The organism is Paraburkholderia caballeronis (assembly GCF_900104845.1).
GTDB classification, from domain to species: Bacteria; Pseudomonadota; Gammaproteobacteria; order Burkholderiales; family Burkholderiaceae; genus Paraburkholderia; species Paraburkholderia caballeronis.
The window spans coordinates 111387-130843 of the sequence record NZ_FNSR01000003.1 but is presented as its reverse complement, the minus strand read 5'-3'; the positions used below and the strand labels follow the sequence as shown (position 1 = coordinate 130843).

Annotated in this window: 18 protein-coding genes; 8 read left to right on the top strand and 10 right to left on the bottom strand. The window is 67.8% G+C overall.

Annotation, left to right across the window (positions count from 1 at the left end; translation table 11 throughout):
- Positions 1 to 244: 244 nt before the first annotated feature.
- The 5 genes from BLV92_RS27410 (at position 245) to BLV92_RS27390 (ending at position 2990) form a co-directional block, all read left to right on the top strand.
- The gene (locus BLV92_RS27410) at positions 245 to 553 is read left to right on the top strand and encodes a 2Fe-2S iron-sulfur cluster-binding protein (RefSeq protein WP_090553105.1); all 309 of its coding nucleotides are present in this window, start codon (positions 245 to 247) and stop codon (positions 551 to 553) included.
- A 28-nt stretch (positions 554 to 581) separates the two neighbouring features.
- Positions 582 to 893 carry a hypothetical protein gene (locus BLV92_RS27405; protein WP_090551720.1) on the top strand — a complete coding sequence of 104 codons (312 nt, stop codon included), beginning with the start codon at positions 582 to 584 and terminating at the stop codon, positions 891 to 893.
- A 26-nt stretch (positions 894 to 919) separates the two neighbouring features.
- Positions 920 to 1198, top strand: coding sequence for a 2Fe-2S iron-sulfur cluster-binding protein (locus BLV92_RS27400; protein ID WP_090551717.1), 279 nt, complete (start codon positions 920 to 922; stop codon positions 1196 to 1198).
- Complete coding sequence (locus BLV92_RS27395; protein ID WP_090551715.1) at positions 1192 to 2163, top strand: alpha/beta hydrolase; 972 nt, start codon at positions 1192 to 1194, stop codon at positions 2161 to 2163. Before BLV92_RS27400 ends, BLV92_RS27395 begins: the two co-directional genes overlap by 7 nt.
- 152 nt (positions 2164 to 2315) lie before the next feature.
- Positions 2316 to 2990, top strand: coding sequence for a GntR family transcriptional regulator (locus BLV92_RS27390; RefSeq protein ID WP_090551712.1), 675 nt, complete (start codon positions 2316 to 2318; stop codon positions 2988 to 2990).
- A 158-nt stretch (positions 2991 to 3148) separates the two neighbouring features.
- On the opposite strand, the gene BLV92_RS27385 is transcribed toward BLV92_RS27390, so the two are convergent.
- Genes BLV92_RS27385 through BLV92_RS27355 form a run of 7 tightly spaced genes read right to left on the bottom strand, consistent with a single transcriptional unit; the run spans position 3149 to position 11026 of the window.
- A complete protein-coding gene (locus BLV92_RS27385) occupies positions 3149 to 4912 on the bottom strand; it encodes an ABC transporter ATP-binding protein (RefSeq protein ID WP_090551710.1) in 1764 nt (587 codons plus the stop codon).
- Positions 4909 to 5856 carry an acetamidase/formamidase family protein gene (locus tag BLV92_RS27380; RefSeq protein WP_090551708.1) on the bottom strand — a complete coding sequence of 316 codons (948 nt, stop codon included), beginning with the start codon at positions 5854 to 5856 and terminating at the stop codon, positions 4909 to 4911. Before BLV92_RS27380 ends, BLV92_RS27385 begins: the two co-directional genes overlap by 4 nt.
- Positions 5857 to 7470 (bottom strand): ABC transporter substrate-binding protein, encoded by a 1614-nt coding sequence (locus tag BLV92_RS27375; RefSeq protein WP_090551705.1) that lies wholly within the window; start codon positions 7468 to 7470, stop codon positions 5857 to 5859. It lies immediately after the preceding gene.
- A gap of 42 nt (positions 7471 to 7512) precedes the next feature.
- Positions 7513 to 8439 carry an ABC transporter permease gene (locus BLV92_RS27370; protein ID WP_090551703.1) on the bottom strand — a complete coding sequence of 309 codons (927 nt, stop codon included), beginning with the start codon at positions 8437 to 8439 and terminating at the stop codon, positions 7513 to 7515.
- Positions 8440 to 9288, bottom strand: a complete 849-nt coding sequence (locus tag BLV92_RS27365) for an ABC transporter permease (RefSeq protein WP_090551701.1) — start codon at positions 9286 to 9288, stop codon at positions 8440 to 8442.
- The gene (locus BLV92_RS27360) at positions 9285 to 9881 is read right to left on the bottom strand and encodes an ANTAR domain-containing response regulator (protein ID WP_208862149.1); all 597 of its coding nucleotides are present in this window, start codon (positions 9879 to 9881) and stop codon (positions 9285 to 9287) included. Before BLV92_RS27360 ends, BLV92_RS27365 begins: the two co-directional genes overlap by 4 nt.
- Positions 9878 to 11026, bottom strand: coding sequence for a transporter substrate-binding domain-containing protein (locus tag BLV92_RS27355; protein ID WP_090551698.1), 1149 nt, complete (start codon positions 11024 to 11026; stop codon positions 9878 to 9880). The genes BLV92_RS27360 and BLV92_RS27355 overlap by 4 nt, the downstream gene beginning before the upstream one ends.
- 344 nt (positions 11027 to 11370) lie before the next feature.
- On the opposite strand from BLV92_RS27355, the gene BLV92_RS27350 reads away from it, so the two are divergent.
- Positions 11371 to 11784: a PPC domain-containing DNA-binding protein gene (locus BLV92_RS27350; RefSeq protein WP_090553102.1), complete on the top strand. Its 414-nt coding sequence runs from the start codon at positions 11371 to 11373 to the stop codon at positions 11782 to 11784.
- Positions 11785 to 12323: 539 nt separating this feature from the next.
- Complete coding sequence (locus BLV92_RS27345; RefSeq protein ID WP_167627155.1) at positions 12324 to 13955, top strand: hybrid sensor histidine kinase/response regulator; 1632 nt, start codon at positions 12324 to 12326, stop codon at positions 13953 to 13955.
- Positions 13956 to 14032: 77 nt separating this feature from the next.
- Here BLV92_RS27345 and BLV92_RS27340 read toward each other — a convergent pair whose 3' ends face one another.
- The 3 genes from BLV92_RS27340 to BLV92_RS27330 form a co-directional block, all read right to left on the bottom strand.
- Positions 14033 to 15355 carry an MFS transporter gene (locus BLV92_RS27340; protein WP_090551693.1) on the bottom strand — a complete coding sequence of 441 codons (1323 nt, stop codon included), beginning with the start codon at positions 15353 to 15355 and terminating at the stop codon, positions 14033 to 14035.
- A gap of 100 nt (positions 15356 to 15455) precedes the next feature.
- On the bottom strand, positions 15456 to 16682 hold the full coding sequence (locus BLV92_RS27335) for a CaiB/BaiF CoA transferase family protein (RefSeq protein WP_373681878.1): 1227 nt from the start codon (positions 16680 to 16682) through the stop codon (positions 15456 to 15458).
- Positions 16679 to 18409, bottom strand: a complete 1731-nt coding sequence (locus BLV92_RS27330; protein ID WP_090551691.1) for an acyl-CoA dehydrogenase family protein — start codon at positions 18407 to 18409, stop codon at positions 16679 to 16681. The genes BLV92_RS27335 and BLV92_RS27330 overlap by 4 nt, the downstream gene beginning before the upstream one ends.
- Before the next feature lie 129 nt (positions 18410 to 18538).
- Here BLV92_RS27330 and BLV92_RS27325 point away from each other — a divergent pair, with 129 nt between their 5' ends.
- Positions 18539 to 19423: a LysR family transcriptional regulator gene (locus BLV92_RS27325; RefSeq protein ID WP_090551689.1), complete on the top strand. Its 885-nt coding sequence runs from the start codon at positions 18539 to 18541 to the stop codon at positions 19421 to 19423.
- Positions 19424 to 19457: the final 34 nt, after the last annotated feature.

The window sequence follows — 19457 nt, the reverse complement described above, 5'->3', positions numbered from 1 at the left end:
CTCCTTTGGGTTTTCGAGGCGGGATGGGAATCTGTGCCCATAGACTCTATAGAGTATACGGTATACTTATTTGCCTTTCGATAGAAAAGCTTGCCCAGTGGAACCCTTTCAGCACGGTGTATCCGAGGTAGTCTTCGCCGTTTATTTTTTGTAATGGTATACAATGTTCCGAATGAGTTACACTGTTCGCCCATACCGCGCCGCTTTGGATCGCGGGCTCAAAGTCAGCACGGAGGAAGAGTTCATGCCAGTCGTCGTGTTCCGCAAGAACGGCGAGGTGTATCGGGAGGCGGTCAAGGAAAACACCAACCTGGTCGTGCGCGCGGGCATCAGGCAGTTTCCGTTTCCGCACCTGCGCTACGAGTGCGGGATGGGCAAGTGTTCGCGATGCGCGTGTGTCGTGATTGCAGGCGGCGAGCATCTGCCGCCGCCGAACTGGAAGGAAAAGAAGCAGCTAGGCGAGCGGCTCGACGCCGGCTACCGGCTCGCGTGCCAGTTGTGGATCCAGCACGACATCGAACTCGCGCAGGACGATCCGCCGGCTGCGTCCTGAATCCGTTCCGCACGACCCGGAAAAAACCATGTACATCATTCTCACCAGCAAGCCTGGGCAGTACCGCAGCGAGGCGACGGACGGCATCGAGCCGGTCGAGGTCCACGATTATTTCTACGGGGAGCGTCACGTCGCAGTGTTCGTCGTCGCGGCGATTCGCGGCGACGCGAAAGTGAAGATCGTCGACGACGACTCGCCGACGACCGTGAACCTCGTGCCGACGAAGTTCTTCGAGCATTTCTCCAGCGTGCCCGACGCGTTGCGTTCGATCCAGGACCTGGCCGGCCACGGCCACACGGACGCGCGTGTCGTGCGTCGCCCAGCGGCGCATGCGCAGTAAACGGCTTTCGACTCACAGACTGATCGATGATCCAGATTACTTTTTTGAGCAACGGCGGCAAGACCGTCGATGCGCAGCCGAACAGCAACCTGTTGCGCGTGTCGCTGCGCGAGCAGGGCGGCATTCCGTTCAAATGCGGCGGCGGCCTTTGCGGCACCTGCAAGTGCAAGGTGGAGCAGGGCCGCGAGAATACCGACGACATCAAGCAGAAGGAGCGGCGTCACCTGAGCGCCGACGAACTCGCGGCCGGCTACCGGATGGCCTGCCAGACCTTCGTCAACGGGAATGTGAGCGTGTCATGGTGAATGCCGCGAAGGTCACCCGCGAGCCGTTCGGCTCGTTGCCGGAAGCGCAGCGGCGGTTGCTGCTCGAACTCGGGCCGCGCTGGAACGACGACATCGTCGGCCATCGCAAGATCGTGATCGACTGTTATACGCCGCTCGTCGCGGCCGCGCCGCGCAACGAAGCGGGCGTGCGGCGCGATCTCGCTTACGGCGCGAGTCCGCGTCAGACGCTCGACCTGTTCGAGCCGGCCGATGGTGTCGCCGATGCGGCCAATGCCGGAGCCCGTGCGGACGGTCTGCGCGATGCGGTGCTGTTCGTGCACGGCGGCGCGTTCGTGCGGGGCAGCAAGAGCGTCAACGGCGAAATCTACGACAACGTGTGCCACTGGTTCGCGAATCAGGGCGTCGTCGCGCTGAACGTCGAATACCGGCTGGCCGACGAAGCGCCGTATCCGGGCGGCGCGGAGGACGTTGCGGATGCGATTGCCTACGTGCGGAGCCACGCGCAGGCCTGGCGCATCGACCCGTCGCGGATCTTTCTGATCGGCCATTCGGCGGGCGGCGCGCACGCGGCCGCGTGCCTGTTCGATCCGGCGCTGGCCGCGCGCGTCGCGCAGAGCGACATCGCCGGGCTCGTGCTCATCAGCGCGCGGCTGTTCGCCGACGTCGATCCGCGCAATCCCAACGCGGGGCCGGTACGCGCGTATTTCGGCGACGACGGCGCGCTGTACGCGGCGCGCTCGCCGCTGACCCACGCGGCACGCTCGGACGTGCCGCTGCTGATCGCGGTCGCCGAATTCGAAAACCGCTTTCTCGACCGTTACGGCGCGCAGTTCTTCGTCGACGTGCTGCGTCATCGCGGCGTGCCGCCGCGCTTCATCCAGATGCGCGGCCACAACCATACGTCGATCGTCGCGCACTTCAATTCCGGCGAAGCGTATCTCGGCGGCGAGATCCTGCGGTTCATGGCGTCGGTCGCGCGCTGATCGCGCGCTTCGGTTTTGGCTCCGGTCGACCCGAACTTCCGTGATCCGACGCAGATCGCGGTGCGGTATCGTGTGTACAGTCTACGAAATCCAGGGGCGTGAGCTAGAATTGTGCCCGGGGAGTAGGGCCACTGTCAGACTGGAGATCGAATATGGAGCTGGGAGCCACCGGAACAGGCGCGCGCGAGCCGATCATGCACAAGCAGTTGTCGGAACTGGTGATCGCCCGGTTGCGCCAGTCCATCACGTCGGGCGCCTATGCGCCCGGCGACCGCCTGATCGAAGGCCGCATCGCGGAGGAACTCGACGTGTCGCGCGTGCCGGTGCGCGAGGCGCTGCGCGCGCTGGCGGCGGAAGGGCTGGTCGAAGTGCGGCCGCGCCACGGCGCGGTGGTTGCGTCGCTGGACCCGTCGGTCGCGCGCGAGATGGTGCAGATCCGGGCGACGCTGGAAGGGTTGAACGCGCGGCTCGCGGCCGAGCATTGCTCGCCGGAACTCGTCGCGCAGATCGAACAGGTGCTGCAGGAAGGCAACACGAAGGTCGAGGACGGCGAAACGGCGGGGCTGCTCGAACTGAACGCGCGTTTTCACGACCTGCTGTATGCGGCGGGTGCGAATTCGGTGTTGTCCGATCTGATGCGCTCGCTGCGCGACCGCACGCGGATGCTGTTCGTCAACGCGAGCGACGACGAGGTGCGCACCACGTGGAACGAACACGCCGCGATCCTGCGCGCGGTGCAGTCAGGCGATGCGACGCTGGCGGCGCTGCTGGCCGAGCGGCATGTGACGCGCGCGGCCCAGCATTATCTCGATCGGGTGGCGCGCTGAGGTTGAGCGCCGCTCATGACACCCGGGCTGCACAACGGCAGCCCGACGCGACCTTGAGCCTGTCCATCGCGGCAGCCCAGCGAGCTTCGCCTGAAATTCGCGTGAGCGGTCCCATGCGCTGCGCTCGTCAATAGCCCGCCCGCCGCTGACCACCACCCTCAAGCCATTTCCCGAACCGCGACGAAGTGATCGTCGGCGACCTCGTCGAACCGCAGCGGTTCCGGCACGAAGCCCTTCGGATGAATCGGGCTATGCCGCTCGATGTCCTTCAGCAGCGCCTTGAAGTCCCGTTTGCGATCGACGTCCGGCACCGGCACCGCTTCGAGCAGCCGGCGCGTGTACGGATGCTGCGGCTGGTTCAGCACGCGGTCGCGCCGCCCGATCTCGACGATCCGCCCGCAGTACATCACCGCCACGCGGTGGCACACGCGCTCGATCACCGACATGTCGTGCGACACGAACACGTAGCTGATCCGATGCTCGCGCTGCAACTGCTCGAACAGTTCGAGCACCTGCGCGCGAATCGACACGTCGAGCGCGGCGACCGATTCGTCCGCGACGATGATCTTCGGATTCAGGCTCAACGCGCGCGCGATGCAGATCCGCTGACGCTGCCCGCCCGAGAACTGATGCGGATAACGGCGCATCGCGTCGGCGGGCAGCCCCACCTGGCCCAGCAGTTCCGCGACGCGTTCGGTCCGCTGCGCGAGCGGCGTGCGCTGATGGATCAGCAGCGGCTCGCCGACCAGGTCGAGCACCGTCTTGCGCGGATTGAGCGACGCATACGGGTCCTGGAAGATCATCTGCACGTCGCGCCGCGCCGCGCGCAACGCGTCGCCCGAGCAGCCGTTCAGTTCGCGGCCGAGCAGGTTCACGCTGCCTTCGTACGCGACCATGCTGATCAGCGCCTTGCCGGTCGTCGACTTGCCGCAGCCGCTCTCGCCGACGAGGCCGAGCGTTTCCTCGCGGCGCAGCTCGAAGCTGACGTCCTCGACCGCGTGCACGTATTGCGGCGTGCGCAGCCCGTCGACGCGCAGCGGAAAACGCACGTTCAGATGCTCGACGCGCAGGATCACCGGCTCGGCCGCGCGCGATTCGGGCGGCGGCGCCGAGCCCGGCACGGCCACGGCGGCCAGCAGCTTCTGCGTGTACGGATGCTGCGGCATCGTGAAGAGCCGCCGCGCGTCCGCATGCTCCTGGATCGCGCCGTTCTGCATCACCGCGATGTCGTCCGCCATTTCGGCGACGACGCCCATGTCGTGCGTGATCAGCAGCATCGCCGTGCCGAACTCGCGCTGCAGTTCGCGCATCAGTTCGAGGATCTGCGCCTGCACCGTCACGTCGAGCGCCGTGGTCGGCTCGTCGGCGATCAGCACGCGCGGCTTGCACAGCATCGCCATCGCGATCATCACGCGCTGCCGCATCCCGCCGGACAGTTCGTGCGGATACTGGTCAAGCCGGCGCGCGGCCTGCGTCATATGCACCGCGTCGAGCATCGCGAGGCTCGCCTGGCGCGCGGCGCGGCGGTCGAGCGACGCGTGGCGGCGCAGCGTTTCGTCCAGTTGCTGGCCGACCGTCATCAGCGGGTTCAGCGACGTCATCGGCTCCTGGAAGATCATCGCGATGTGCTTGCCGCGGATCGTCTCCATGTCGGCGGCCGCGAGCGACGTCAGCTCGCGGCCGTCGAACCGGATCGAGCCGCCCGCGACGCGCGCGGCGTTCGGCAGCAGGCCCATGATCGCGAGCGACGTGATCGATTTGCCGCTGCCGGACTCGCCGGCGAGACACAGCGTCTTGCCCGCGTGCAGCGCAAAGCCGATGTCGCCGACGAGCCGACGCGCGCGCTCGCCGCTGCCGACCTCGACCGACAACCGCTCGACCTGCAACACCGGCGACGCGGCGGGGAGCGTGGACGGCTTCATGCGAACACGATCTTCGGAAAGTAGAACGACACGACCCAGTTCGGCTGATCGACGATCTCGCTGATGCGCAGATCGCCGCAAACCGAGCACAGCATGTACGCCTGTTCGGCGGGCATGTGGTGCGTCGCGCACAGCCAGTCCACCGTGCGGCTCACCGCGTCGCGCGCGGCCTGCATGAGATCGGGGCCGATGCCGGTCGCGACTTCGTAACCGGCGCCGTCCAGGTGCCGCGTGACCGGCCCCGGCGTGCTGAAGCGCGGGGCCGCGAGCGCGGCGCCCTTCACCAGATCGAGCTTGACGACGACCTTCATCGCGCTCTCGATCGCGGTGCCGCAGACCTCGCCGTCGCCCTGCGCCGCATGCGTGTCGCCGATCGAGAACAGCGCGCCGTCCACCTCGACCGGCAGCCACAGCGTCGTGCCGGCCGCCAGATCGCGGATGTCCAGGTTGCCGCCGACCCGGCGCGGCGGCACGACCGAATGCAGCCCCGGCTCGGCCGGCGCGACGCCGATCGTGCCCGCGAACGGCTTCAGCGGCACCTTCGCGAACTGGCCGAACGCGGCCGGCGCGAGGCTCGCGCTATCGTAGTTCCACAGCGCGAGCGCCGGCTCGGTGAACTGGTCCGCGAGCAGCCCGAAGCCGGGAATGTTCGCGGTCCAGCCGAAGCCGCCCGGCTCGAAACGTTCGATCGTCACCTGCAACGCGTCGCCGGGCTGCGCGCCGTCGACGTACACCGGGCCGCTGACCGGATTGATCCGGTCGAACGGCATCGACACCACGTCGCCCACCACGGAGTCGCGCGTGAAGTGGCCGTTGCTCGAATCGCGGCAGTCGAACTCCAGCCGTTCGCCGGGCGCCGCGTGCAGCACCGGCGCGAAGCTGTTGTCCCAGCCGTAGTGATGCTGCAGGCCGTGAATCGTCTTGATCGGGCAGTGCTGGCACATTTACTTCACCCAGATGAAGTCGTAGTTGACGGGGTAGTGGACCGGGTCGACGTACAGCGCGTCGTCGCCGCCCATTCGCGGCGAGCGCACGGTGATGCGCGCCTCGTTGAACACCGGCGCCCACGGCGCGTCGGCCATCGCCTGCCGGTAGATGCTGGTCCACTTCGCGAGCCGTTCGGCGCGCTGTTCGGGCTTCACGAGGCTGTCCGCTGCGGTCGCTTCGGCGTCGAGCGCCTTGTTGCAGTAGAGCGGCCAGTTCCAGCCGCCCGGCGTCGCGCTCGAACAACTGAGGATCGGGCCGTAGAAGTCGGACGGATCGGGGAAGTCCGCGAGCCAGCCCATGCCGCCCGACCAGATCATCGGCGCCTTGTCCTTCGTGCCGCCGGCCGCGATGATGTTGCTCTGTTCGAGCGACTTGATCTGCGCGCGGATGCCGACCTGCGCGAGATCCTGCTGGATCGCCTGCGCGATGCGCGGCTGCGGGTCGGTGTTCATCACGTACAGCTCGGTGTCGAAGCCGTTCGGATGGCCGGCTTCCGCGAGCAGCTTCTTCGCGGCGGCGGGATCGTAGGCGTAGCCCTTGAACGTCGTGTCGTAGGCCGGCATGCCCGGCGGCAGGATCTGGTTCGCGGGTTTCGCGCGGCCGTTGATGATCCGGATGATGTGATCCTTGTTGATCGCCATGTTGACCGCCTGGCGCACCTTCAGGTTGTCGAACGGCGGCAGCGTCGTTTTCAGCGTGAGGTAGCTCGTTTCGAGCTGCGCGCCGACGACCAGCAGGCTCTTGTACTTCGGATCGGCGCGGAACTGGAGGTACTGCGCGGGCGGCACGCCGTCGCCGGCGATGTCCACTTCGCCGCGTTCGAGCCGCAGCAGCGCGACCGACGGGTCCTGGCCGATCTCGAACTTCATTCCGTCGAGATGCGGCAGTCCTTTCTGGAAGTAGTGCGGGTTCTTCGCGAACACCAGTTCGTGGCCGAGCTGCCAGCTCGCGAGGCTGAACGCGCCGCTGCCGACCGGATGATGGCCGAAGTCGCCCTTCGCCTGATCGACCGCTTCCTTCGGCACCACCGACGCGAAGTTCAGCGCCAGCACCTGCAGGAACGTCGCGTCCGGATGGCTCAACGTGAACTGCACCGTGTAGTCGTCCACCGCCTTCACGCCCGACAGCGTCGTCGTCTTGCCGTCCACCACGGCCTGGTAGCCGTCGAGCGACGCGAAGAAACCCGAACCGGGGCTTTGCGTCTTCGGGTTCACCGAGCGTTCGATCGAATACTTCACGTCGGCGGCCTTCATCTCGCGGCCGTTCTGGAACAGCACGCCGTGTTTCAGCCGGAACGTGTACACCTTGCCGTCCGGCGACACCGTGTAGCTGTCCGCGAGCGACGGCACGAGTTCGGTCGTGCCCGGCTTGTAGTCCATCAGCCGGTCGAACACGCTCTTGATGAGCGACCAGTTCTGCCAGTCATAACCGATCGCCGGGTCGAGCGTCGTCACGTCGTTCTGGTACGTGACGGTGATCGTGCCGCCGTTCTTCGGCGCATCGGCGCTGGCCGCGCCGGCGTAAAGTGCCACGGCGGCGGCGAGGGCTTGGGCAACGAGCGTTTTTTTCATCGAAGGTCGGGTTCCGTGTGGTGAGTGAGGGGAAGAGGGCGTTCAGTGATGCGACAGGTTGATGCGCGGATCGACGTACGGCACGACGAGGTCGGCAACGAGGTTGCCGAGCAGGATCGCGACCGCGGACAGCGTCGTCATGCCGACGATGATCGGCGTGTCCACCTGCTGGATCGCCTGCCAGGTCAACTGGCCGACGCCCGGCCAGCCGAACACCGACTCGACGACGACGAGGCCGCTCATGAAGTAGCCGATGTCCATCCCGATCATCGGGATGACCGGCAGCACCGCGTTCGGCAGCACGTGGCGGAACACGACGCGCCAGCGCGTCAGCCCCTTTGCGCGCGCGGTGCGCACGAAGTCCTGGTGCAGCACTTCGATCATCGACGAGCGCATCATCCGCGCGTACCAGCCGCTGCCGAGCACGCCGAGCGTCAGCGCGGGCAGCACCAGATGCGACGCGCCGCCGTAGCCGCCGATCGGGAACCAGCCGAGCCGGATCGCGAACAGGTACAGCACGATCATCGCGGCGATGAACTGCGGCGCGGACACGCCGACGAACGAGAACATCATCAGCGCGCGGTCGAGCGACGAACCGCGCCGCAGCGCCGACAGCACGCCGACGCTGATGCCGATCGCGATCTCGCAGACGATCCCCCAGATCATCAACTGCACCGACGGCCACAGACGCGCCATCAGCAGCAGGCTCACGTCGGTGCGCTCGACGTACGAGTGGCCGAGGTCGCCGTGCAGCAGCCGGCCGACGTAGTGCAGGTATTGCAGCCAGAACGGCTGGTCGAGCCCGAGCTGATGGCGGATGCCCGCGAGCATGTCCGGCGTCGCGTTGCGGCCCGCGATCTGCTGGACCGGATCGGCGGGCAGCAGATAGAGCAGCGCATACGTGATGAACGTGATGCCGAGCAGGATCGCGAGCGAATGCGCGAGGCGGCGGAGCAGAAAGCGCGCCATTCAGTGGGCCTCCTTGAGCGTCGGGTCGAGTTCGTCGCGCAGCGCGTCGCCGAGCAGGTTGAACGACAGCGACAGCAGCACGATCACGACGCCCGGAAACAGCACGAGCCACGGCGCGGAACTGAAATAGGTCTGGCTTTCGAAGATGATGTTTCCCCAGCTTGGCATCGGCGGCTGCACGCCGACACCGAGATACGACAGCGTCGCTTCGAGCAGCACCGTCGTCGAAATGCCGAGCGTGGACCATACGAGGATCGTCGGCATCAGGTGCGGCAGCAGATGCGAGAACAGGATGCGCGCGGGGCTCGCGCCGAGCGCGCGTTCGACGACGATGAACTCGCGCGCGGACAGCGCGACCGTTTCCGTGTAGATCACGCGCGCGATCTGCACCCAGTTGACCATCGCGATCACCATCGCGACGATCCACACGCCGGGGCGGAACACGGCTGCGAGCGTGATGGCGAGCAGCAGCGCCGGGAACGCCATCATCAGGTCGGCGAAGCGCATCAGCACGACGCCGGTCCAGCCGCGCAGGAACCCCGCGGAGAGGCCGACCAGCGTGCCGATCACGACCGCGATGCCGTTTGCGACGACGCCGATGAAGAGCGACGTGCGCGCGCCGTACACCAGCCGCGACAGCAGATCGCGGCCGAGCAGGTCGGTGCCGAGCCAGTACGTGTGATCGGGCGGCAGCGGCGCGCCTTCGAGCGTGAGGCCGTCGGCCATCTGCTGCATCGGGTCGAACGGCGCGATCCACGGCGCGAAGATCGCCAGCGCGACGATCAGCACGATGAACGCGAGCGCGAACGAAGCCGTCGGGCGGCGCAGGATGCGGAACAGGACTTTCATGACGACGAGCGGCGGTGGTCGGCCGCGTGCGCGAGGATTTCGACGCAGACGTCGGCGATGCTGCGATGGGTCGCCATCGACCGCGCGCGAATCCGCTCGTATGCGGCGTCTTCGCTCACGTTCAGTTCGACGATCAGGCGCGCGATCGCCTGCGCGACGAGCGGCCCGCTGTCGAGCTTGTGGCGCAGCGCCGCGTTCTGCGCGTGCAGTTCGTCGAGCCGGCGTTGCAGCGACAGCGCCATCATCAGCGTCGTATAGACGGAGCCTTGCGTGATCGGGCGATTGAGGATCGCCGTCGCGCCGAGCGCGACGCCGCGCTGGATCTGCGACAGCGTCTCGTGCTGCGTGAGCGCGCAGATCGGCACCGCGCGTTCGCGCAGCCGCGCAAGCGCGTTTGGGCTGTTGAAGCTGTCGAGTTCGACGATGGCGGCGAAGCCGTCGTCCGGCGTCGGCGCGTCGTCCTTCTGGATCGACACCCAGCGAATGCCGAGCCGTTGCAGGCTTTTTTCGAGGCTCGCGAGATGGCGCTCGCCGCAGTCGATCAGCGCGACGCGATGCCGGCTGAAATCGGGTGGGGTAACGATGGCGTTCACTTCACGATCCTTAGATGGCGACGCTGCGCGTCGTCGGAGAAGGCTTCGAAGATCCGCATGTCGGTGGCGGTCAGGTACGGATCGGCTTCGATGGGGCGGGTTTCGCTGTGCACGATGCGAAAGCGGCCGTCGCGCAGTTCCGCGATATGGCAGGGCAGCGCGCCGTGGTTGTTGCGCGCGGACAGCCGGATCGTGCCGATCGCGGTATCGACCGGCGTGTCGTACAGGTACGCGAGCAGGGGTTCAGGATCGTCGCCGCCGCACGCGCGAAGCGCCTGCGCGAACAGTTCGACCGACACGTACGCGCAGGTATAGATGTGCGACAGCCGGCGCGGGCCGTGCAGCTTCGCCTGGCGCAGCGTGAACGCCGGCTCCGATTCCTCGAAGTACGGGCCGGCGGTGAAGAGGCGCAATGCGCGCATCGGGCCGACGCGGTCCAGCTCCGCTTCGGTGAGGTCGTAACTGAGCACCGGCAGCCGCAGGTTCGCGTCCGCGCACGCGGCGTCGAGCGCCTGCAGGAACGAATACGACGACTCGCCGACGAGGTTGTTCAGCACGAACGACGGCGGCCGCCGCAGCAGCGCGGGAATGAGATCGGCGATGCCGGCCGTCGAGCCGAGATGCACGTAACGTTCGCCGAGTACTTCGCCGCCCGCGAGTTGCAGCACTTCGCGCGTGATGCGGTTGCTTTCCCAGCCCCACACGTAGTTCGAGCCGACGAGAAACGCGGCCTTGCCGAACGCGGCGAGCGCGTAGTGCAGCAGCGGCAGCAGCGCCTGGTTCGGACACGCGCACAGATAAACGACGTTCTCGCTGCTCTCGAACCCTTCGTACGAGCACGAATACCAGAGCAGCGCGTTGCGTTGCTGAATGTCCGGGATCAGTTCCTTGCGGCTCGCGGACGTCGTCGCGCCGAACACGTGACGCGCGCCCGCGTCGAGCAGCGCGGTCGCGCCGTCGCGATAGCCGTCGAGCTGGCCGCGCGGATCGTATTCGAGCGCATGCAGTTCGAACCCGTAGTCGCGCGACCGGTTGATCGCCGCGATCGCGTCGCGCGCGCCGGCGAGCGAACTCTGGCCGAGGCGCTGATACGTGCCTTCGCTCGACCACAGCAAGCCGATCGGAACCTGTCGTTGTAGCTTCAAGCTGTTTCCATCGCACAATAAAAAAGCCTGAACCGCCAGGAATGGCTGGTTCAGGCTTCGTCGCCCGGTGTCGGGAAGGTCAAAGTCTTACAGGCGGCGGACCGCCCGGCTTCGCGTATGAAGAAAGCAAGACCGATGCCAGCGGATTTCGCGGCGCGATGCGGTCGCTGTTACCTGTTATGGTGCGCGAAGCGGTCGAAGTTGCCGTCGGCGAGCCCGTTTATCGAACGTTCTGCACCGCGCATGGGCGCACGTTCGAAGCGGTAACGGCGCGGGCCGTTCGATCTCTGCATGCACAACGACGGATGCCGGCCATCCACCTGATCTTTACCGGGACGATTCCGATGCAAGCTCATCCTTTACGTCTGTCTCCGCGCGATGACCTGCGCCGCGCGCTCGAAAACGAACTGGCCCGGCTCGGCCTGCACGCGGCGTTCGTGATCCAGGGGATCGGCAGCCTCGACGTTGCGCAACTGCGGTTCGCAAGCGCCGATGCGCCGACCGAACTGCGCGCGGATCTGGAGATCCTGACGCTGGCCGGCTCGCTGTCGCCGGACGGCGTGCATCTGCACATGTCGGTTTCGGACCCGGAAGGCCGCGTATGGGGCGGCCATGTCGCGCCCGGATGCCGGGTTCGCACGACGGCCGAAATCCTGCTCGCGCTGCTGCCCGCGCATCGTTTCGCGAGAGCGTTCGATCCGGCATCCGGATACAACGAACTGTTCATCTCGGAAGAGGCGGATACGCGGCGGCGATGACGCGCATCCGTTCGCGATGGAGGCTGCCGCTGCGGCGTCGCTTCGTTCAACTTCACGCAGCCGGCATCCCCGCGACGCACAGGAAACCTCTATATCGAAGCACGCGGATTCCATCGCGCATCGGCCATCGGGTTCCGCCGCGTCAGTGTTGAGAATCGGCAGGCGGCCGCCTGGAATCGTCCGGTGAAATCGCACGCGGTGCGGCGGGCAGCGATCGACGCTATGATGACCGTTCGCGGACAATCGTGCCGCAGAATCTTTCGTGCTGCTGTCGATCCGTCGGGTATTCGAATCCGTATCGCATGGGCGGACGTTGCAGGCCGCCCAGACGGCGGCACAATCCGGCGAGTCGCGCCGCTTGCGGGCGACACGCTCTTGATGGAGAGTCGATGGCCGGCCATTCCCATTCTCGACGTTCCTCGCCCGTACGCGGCTCGACGCGCTTCAGGTCCCGCCAGCAGGCCCGCAGAAGCGACGTCGCCACGACGGCGGCGCTTCAGCGCGAACTGGACGACAGCCGGCTCCTCCACGAAATCTCATTGCAACTGCTGGTCCAGCAGGACCTCGCGACGCTCTACGGCAAGATCGTCGAGACGGCCTGCGAACTGATGGGCGCGCAGTTCGGCAGCATGCAGATGCTGACGGCCGGCCGCGCCGGCGAATCCGAACTGACGCTGATCGCGCATCGCGGCTTCATGCCGGAAGCCGCTGCGTACTGGCGCAAGGTGTATGTCGACTCGACCAGCACCTGCGCGATGGCGCTCGTCAGCGGCGACCGGGTCGTCGTGCCGAACGTCGAGGCGTGCGAGCCGCTGACCGGCACCGTCGATCTTCAACTCTATCGCCGCAACGGCATCCGCGCGGTGCAGACGACGCCGCTGCGCTCGCGCGACGGCAAGCTGATCGGCATGTTGTCCACGCATTGGGCGGCGCCGCACGAACCGATGGAACGCGAGTTGTGCCTGCTCGACCTGCTTGCGCGGCAGGCGGCCGACCTGATCGAACGCACCCGCTCGGAGGCCGCGCTGCGTGACAGCGAGGCGCGCCTGCAGCATGCGGACCGGATGAAGGACCAGTTTCTCGCGACGCTCGCGCACGAACTGCGCAACCCGCTCGCGTCGATCCGCAACGCGTTGCAGATCGTGCGCCTCGACGACGAGCGCCGCCGCGGGGAACAGGTGCTCGGGATGCTCGACCGCCAGGTCGATCACATCGTGAGGCTCGTCGACGATCTGTTCGAGCTGTCGCGCATCAGCACCGGCGCGCTGGAGTTGCAGCGCGCGCAGGTCGAACTGGGCGGCGCGTTGCGCGCGGCGCTCGACCAGAGCTGCCCGATGATCGAGCGCGGCCGGCACGAGCTGACCGTGCGGATGCCGGACGAGCCGCTGACGGTGGACGGCGACGAAGTGCGGCTCGTGCAGGTGTTCTCGAACCTGATGAACAACGCGGCGAAATACACGCCGGAGGGCGGCCGCATCGACGTGTCGCTCGAAGGCGACGACGATCACGCGGTCGTACGGATAGCGGACAACGGGATCGGCATCGCGCCCGAGGATCACGACCGGCTGTTCGAACTGTTCGGCCGGCTGCAACCGACGACCGCGCACGCGGAGTCCGGGCTCGGCATCGGGCTGTCGCTCGTGCGGCGGCTGGTCGAACTGCATCGCGGCGTCGTCGATGCTTATAGCGAAGGCACCGGCAAGGGCAGTTGCTTCACGGTGCGGCTGCCGCTCGTGCGCAGCACCCCTGCCAGGGCTTCGACGCCGGGCGAGGCGCGCGGCGAGATTCAGCCGGGCCTGAAGGTGCTGATCGTCGACGACAACCGCGACGCCGGCGACAGTCTCGGGATGCTGCTCGAACTGTTCGGCTGCGACGTGCGCGTCGAGCAGGACGGCGACGCGGCGCTGCATACGCTGGGGCAGTTCGTGCCGGCGGTCGTGATGCTCGATCTCGGGATGCCGGACATGGACGGTTTCGAGGTCGCGCGCCAGTTGCGCGCCGACCCGCGGCACGCGGGCACGATCCTCGTCGCGGTGACCGGCTGGGGCCAGCCGGAGGATCGCGAGCGCACGCGCGAAGCCGGCTTCGACCATCATCTGGTGAAGCCGGTCAGCATCTCCACGCTGCAACGGATTTTCTCGGCGGCGTCCGAGGCGGTGCCGCCGGGTTAGCGCGCGGACCTTCTTGCGCGCGAGGTTTTACGAGGCAACCGCAGCACGTCTTGCGCGCCGCGTGCCCTCACGCCCCCTCACGACAGATCCCCAGCCCGCGCATCCGCAAACGCGACAGCCGCCGTTTCCCCCACGGGCCGCCGAACCCGCAGCGCAGTCAGGCAGCCGAGCGAGATCGCCGCCAGCACGCTATAAAACCCGGCCAGCGGCCACCATTGCCCGGGAAACGCATGGGCGAGCACCGCGCCGACGAGCGGCGTCAAACCGCCCGCGAGCGCCGCGCAGCACTGATACGACAGCGAGATCGCCGAGTACCGCACGCGCACCGGGAACACGTCGGTCATGAAGCCGGCCATCACCGCATACGAACTCGACATGCACATCACCGCGATCGCGATGCCGACCACGATCGCGACCGGCCTGCCGGTCGATACGAGCACGAACATCGGATACGGCGACAGGATCGCGAGCGCGGCCGCGACCGCGAGGAAGCGGCTGGCCCCGACGCGCTGCGCGACCCAGCCTGACACGAGCTGCGTGCCGAGCTGCACGAACGCGACGACGAACAGACAGTCGAGGATCAGGCCGCGATCGAGGCCGAGTGTTTGGGTCGTGTAGTTCAGCATGAACGTGTTCACGAACCACGCGCCCGCGACGCCGATCACGTTCGCGCCGAGACACAGCAGCACCGTGCGCCACGCGTCGCGCACGACTTCCACGATCGGCAGCGCGGCGGTGCGGCGCTGCGCCTTCAGCGCGTCGAATTCCGGCGACTCGCCGACGCCCGAACGGATCAGCAGGCCGACCACCAGCAGCACCGCGCTCGCGAGGAACGGCAGCCGCCAGCCCCAGTCGAACAGCGCGCCCTTGTCGAGATGGGCGACGAGCCTGAACGCGAGCAATGCGAGGATCAGCCCGGCGGGGCTGCCGAGCTGCGCGAACGAGGCGAGGAACGTGCGGCGTTCGCGCGGCGCGTGTTCGCCGGCCATCAGCACCGCGCCGCCCCATTCGCCGCCGATCGCGATGCCCTGCGCGACCCGCAGCAGCACGAGCAGCGTCGGCGCGAGCGCGCCGGCGCTCGCCCACGTCGGCAGAAAGCCGATGCCGACGGTGCCGACGCCCATGATCGACAGCGTCGCGACGAGCGCCTTCTTGCGGCCGATGCGGTCGCCGAGATGCCCGAACACGATGCCGCCCAGAGGCCGCGCGAGAAAGCCCACCGCGAACGTGCCGAACGATGCGAGTGTGCCGTAGAACGATTCGCCGGTCGGGAAGAACAGTTTCGCGAAGATCAGCGCGGACGCGGTCGCGTAGATGTAGAAGTCGTACCACTCGATCGTCGTGCCGACGAATGCCGCGAGCGCGGCGCGCGCCGGCTGGCGGGCGGGTTCCGTTTGCATCGTTGTCTCCTTGATTTTGTGCCGGCCTCGCGGCCGGTCTGTGTGATCCGCTTAGCGCGCTTTTCAACGCTTCATCGCTTCATGCATGCTTCATGCCGCTTCATTCCTTCAGCACGCCCGCGTCGATCAGCTTCCGCTGCGTGTGCGCGTCGATGCCGAGGCGGTCGAGCACCGCGCGCGTGTCGGCGCCGAGCGCGGGCGGCGGCGTACGGTACGTCGCCGGCGTGCGCGACAGCTTGACCGGCGAGCCGGTGCCGCGATAATCGCCGAGTTCGACGAGCATCTTCCGGTGGCGCGTGTGCGGATGCGCGGCGACCGCATCGACGGTCTGCACCGGCCCGCACGGCACGCCGGCCGCGATCAGTTCGACGGCGACGCGTTCGCACGGATGCGCGGCGAGGCGCGTTTCGAGCGCGGCCTTCAGTTCGGCGCGATGCGCGCAGCGGCTGCGGTTGTCCGCGAAACGCGGATCGTCCGCGAGTTCGGGCGCGCCGAGATGGGCGCACAGCTTCGCGAACTGCCGGTCGTTGCCGACCGCGAGGAAGATCGGCGCGGTGGCGGTCCGGTAGCTGTCGTATGGCGCGATGTTCGGATGGGCGTTGCCGCTGCGCTGCGGCGTGCGCCCGTTGCCGAAGTAGTTCGGCAGATGCGGATGCAGCAGCGACACGCCGCAGTCGTACAGCGCGATGTCGACCGACTGTCCGCGTCCGCTGTGCGCGCGTTCGGCCAGCGCGAGCAGGATGCCGGCGAGCGCGTTCAGGCCGGTCACCATGTCGACGATCGGCAGGCCGATGCGCAGCGCGGGGCCGTCGCGTTCGCCGTTCACGCTCATCAGGCCGGCCATCGCCTGGATCACCGCGTCGTAGCCGGGCAGGCCGCCGAGCGGGCCGTCCGCGCCGAAGCCGGAGATCGCGCAGTGAATCAGGCGCGGGAAGCGGGGCTTCAGGTCGCGCTCGTAGTCCATCCCCCAGCGCGCGAGCGTGCCGGGCTTGAAGTTCTCGACCAGCACGTCCGCGCCTTCGAGCAGTTGCCACAGGATCGCGCGGCCTTCGTCGCGCGCCAGGTCGACTGCGATGCCCTGCTTGTTGCGGTTCACGCCGACGAAGTACGACGCGGTGTCGCCGACGAACGGCGGCCCCCAGCCGCGCGTTTCGTCGCCGTCCGGCGGTTCGAGTTTGATCACCTGCGCGCCGTGATCGGCGAGCGCCTGCGTGCAGTACGGGCCGCCGAGCACGCGGCTCAGGTCCACGACGCGCAGGCCGTGCAGCGCGCCGTCCACGCGCGGCGCTTGGGTGTCGCTTGAGGTTGCTCGCATCGCCGTCCTCATCGCGTGGGCTGAAGCTGTTGCGCTTCGTCGAGCGTCAGCGCGCGTTCGTCCGCGAGCGCGCGCAGCAGCGAGGCGGGCGCGAGGTCGGCGTCCGGCGACAGCGGATCGCGCGGCAGCAGCCGATGGCGCACGACGAGCCACGCGAGCGCGAGCCGCCGGTAGTCGGGCGCGGTGCGCGCGGCCTCGCTTGCCATGAACGCGGCCGTCACCGCGTGATAGAGCGCGCTCGCGGCCTGCCGCACCGCCTCGTCGCGGCCGCATTCGGCAACGCTGTCGAGCGCCGCGCACGCGCGGTCGAACGTCGAGCGCAGCAGCGCGACGCCGCCGGCCGGCAGCGGCGCTTCGGCGAGCAGCGCATGCACGTGGCGCGCGAGCGGTTCGAGCGTGCCTTCGCGACGGGCCGCGCGCGCGACGTCGAGCGCGACGATGTTGCTCGTGCCTTCCCAGATCGAGCCGAGATGCGCGTCGCGCACGAGCCGCGCGTCGCTCCATTCCTCGATGTAACCGACGCCGCCGCGCACCTCCATCGCGTCGCCGGTCACGCGGCGCGCGTCGCGGCACGCGCGGAACTTGATCAGCGGCGTCAGGATGCGCACGCATTTCGCGGCGCTTTCGTCGCCGCGGTCCGCGCGCGCGAGCAGCGTGGCGATCTGCATGAACATCGAGCGCGCCTGCTCGGCCGGCAGCATCATCTTCAGCAACTGGCGCTGCATCAGCGGCATGTCGAGCAGCTTGCGGCCGAACGCTTCGCGGTGACGGCACACGTGCAGCGCCTCGGTCAGCGCGCGGCGCATCAGGCCGGCCGCGCGCACGCCGTTCGACAGCCGCGACATGTTGATCATGTCGGCCATCTGGTGGAAGCCGCGCCCGACCTCGCCGATCAGCCACGCCTGCGCGCCTTCGAGCACGATCTCGCCGCTCGCCATCGAGCGGCTGCCGAGCTTGTCCTTCAGCCGGACGATCCGGTACGCGTTGCGGGTGCCGTCGGGCAGCTGCTTCGGCAGCAGGAACAGCGCGAGCCCCTTGATGCCGGGCGGCGCGTCGTCGGGGCGCGCGAGCACCATCGCGAGATCCGCGTCCGCGTTCGAGCAGAACCACTTGTCGCCGTGCAGGCGCCACACGTCGTCGCCGTCGGCGCCGGTTTCGCGCGTCGCGCGCGTCGCGATGCGGCCGACGTCGGACCCGGCCGCCTGCTCGGTCATGAACATCGCGCCCTGGTACAGCGTGTCGAAGTCGCGCGACGCGAGCATCGGCAGATAACGCGCGACCAGTTCCGGCGAGCCGAAGCGGCGCAGCGTGCGCGTGAGCGAGTCGGTCATGCTGACCGGGCAGCACAGCCCGAACTCGGCCTGCACGAACAGATAGGTGAGCGCGTATTTGACGAGCGGCGCGGGCGCGTCGTCGCGATGACTCATCGCCGCGAGCCCGAGTTCCGAGTACGCGACGCGTTCGAGCGCGACGTAGTCCGGATGCTTGTCGATGCGCTGGAGCGGCTCGCCGCGGCGCGTGCGGTGCTGGAGTTGCGGCGGGTGATGGTCGGCGTTCAGCGCCCACGCGTCGAGTTCGGCGGACGCGCGCAGACCCAGTTCGTTCAGTTGCGGTTCGAGCGCGTCGTACGCGCGGGAGCCGAGATAACTGCGCAGCAGCGGGCCGAAGCTGGGGTCGCTCGTGAAGAAGTTGATGCCGCGGCTGTCGGGAATGGCGTCGGCGGCGGGCTGGTCGGTCATCCGGTGTCTCCTGAATTGGTCTTGTTGGCGGTTCAGGCGATGTTAGGCAGCCCGTCGATAACGGTCCAATACAAACGGTATCCTGTACGATAGACAACGCTTATCGAAGACAACGGACGGAGACAGCCGATGGAACTGAAGCAGCTACGCTATTTCGTGGCGGTGGCCGAGGAACTGCACTTCGGCCGCGCGGCGCGGCGGCTGTTCATCTCGCAGCCGGCGCTGAGCTTCGACATCCGCAAGTTCGAGGAGCAACTGGGCGTGCAGTTGCTGGAGCGCACCAACAAGGAGGTCGCGCTGACCGACGCGGGCCGGCTGCTGCTCGACGAGGCGCGCCGGTTGCTGGAGCAGGCGGACGAGGTGCGCCGCATTGCCGGCCGCTCCGCCGACGGGCTCGCGGGGCGGCTGCGGATCGGCTTCGTCAATTCGATGCTGTATCGCGGGCTGCCGCAGGCGATGCAGCGGTTCGAGGCCGATCACCCGGCGGTCGAGGTCGTGCTGAAGGAGATGAACACCGCCGAGCAGGCGCACGCGCTGCAACGCATGCAGATCGATCTCGGCTTCGCGCACTGGGGGCATTTCCCGGCCGGCGTCGAATCGGTCACGCTGTTTTCGGAGCCGTTCCTGTGCTGCCTGCCCGCCGGCCACGCGCTCGCGCGCCGCAAGCGCATCGAACTGGGCGCGCTCGCGCGCGAGCCGTTCATCCTGTTTCCGCGCACCGTGTCGCCGCACTATCACGACCAGATCATCGCGACCTGCGTCGAGGCGGGGTTCAGCCCGCAGATCCGTCACGAGGCGCGGCTGTGGCAGACCGTCGTCACGATGGTCGAGGTCGGCATGGGCGTCGCGCTGGTGCCGGCGGCGCTCGGGCGCGCGGGCAACGAGCGCGTCGTGTTCAGGCCGCTGGTCCGCGACCCGTTCGAATCGCGCGTGATGCAGCTGACGCGCACCGGGAACGACGTGCGCGCCGCGTATGACTTCGTCGGGTATCTGACTGGAGTGGGGAAGCCCTAGCGGGCGAGTTTCGCGATGCGCTGATGCGCGTCGG

What these genes read in the sequence shown, in the direction of transcription:
- BLV92_RS27410 (WP_090553105.1), top strand. Translation starts at nt 245, where the DNA reads ATGCCAGTCGTCGTGTTCCGCAAGAACGGCGAGGTGTATCGGGAGGCG.
- BLV92_RS27405 (WP_090551720.1), top strand. Translation starts at nt 582, where the DNA reads ATGTACATCATTCTCACCAGCAAGCCTGGGCAGTACCGCAGCGAGGCG.
- BLV92_RS27400 (WP_090551717.1), top strand. Translation starts at nt 920, where the DNA reads ATGATCCAGATTACTTTTTTGAGCAACGGCGGCAAGACCGTCGATGCG.
- BLV92_RS27395 (WP_090551715.1), top strand. Translation starts at nt 1,192, where the DNA reads ATGGTGAATGCCGCGAAGGTCACCCGCGAGCCGTTCGGCTCGTTGCCG.
- BLV92_RS27390 (WP_090551712.1), top strand. Translation starts at nt 2,316, where the DNA reads ATGGAGCTGGGAGCCACCGGAACAGGCGCGCGCGAGCCGATCATGCAC.
- BLV92_RS27385 (WP_090551710.1), bottom strand. Translation starts at nt 4,912, where the DNA reads ATGAAGCCGTCCACGCTCCCCGCCGCGTCGCCGGTGTTGCAGGTCGAG.
- BLV92_RS27380 (WP_090551708.1), bottom strand. Translation starts at nt 5,856, where the DNA reads ATGTGCCAGCACTGCCCGATCAAGACGATTCACGGCCTGCAGCATCAC.
- BLV92_RS27375 (WP_090551705.1), bottom strand. Translation starts at nt 7,470, where the DNA reads ATGAAAAAAACGCTCGTTGCCCAAGCCCTCGCCGCCGCCGTGGCACTT.
- BLV92_RS27370 (WP_090551703.1), bottom strand. Translation starts at nt 8,439, where the DNA reads ATGGCGCGCTTTCTGCTCCGCCGCCTCGCGCATTCGCTCGCGATCCTG.
- BLV92_RS27365 (WP_090551701.1), bottom strand. Translation starts at nt 9,288, where the DNA reads ATGAAAGTCCTGTTCCGCATCCTGCGCCGCCCGACGGCTTCGTTCGCG.
- BLV92_RS27350 (WP_090553102.1), top strand. Translation starts at nt 11,371, where the DNA reads ATGCAAGCTCATCCTTTACGTCTGTCTCCGCGCGATGACCTGCGCCGC.
- BLV92_RS27340 (WP_090551693.1), bottom strand. Translation starts at nt 15,355, where the DNA reads ATGCAAACGGAACCCGCCCGCCAGCCGGCGCGCGCCGCGCTCGCGGCA.
- BLV92_RS27335 (WP_373681878.1), bottom strand. Translation starts at nt 16,682, where the DNA reads ATGAGGACGGCGATGCGAGCAACCTCAAGCGACACCCAAGCGCCGCGC.
- BLV92_RS27330 (WP_090551691.1), bottom strand. Translation starts at nt 18,409, where the DNA reads ATGACCGACCAGCCCGCCGCCGACGCCATTCCCGACAGCCGCGGCATC.
- BLV92_RS27325 (WP_090551689.1), top strand. Translation starts at nt 18,539, where the DNA reads ATGGAACTGAAGCAGCTACGCTATTTCGTGGCGGTGGCCGAGGAACTG.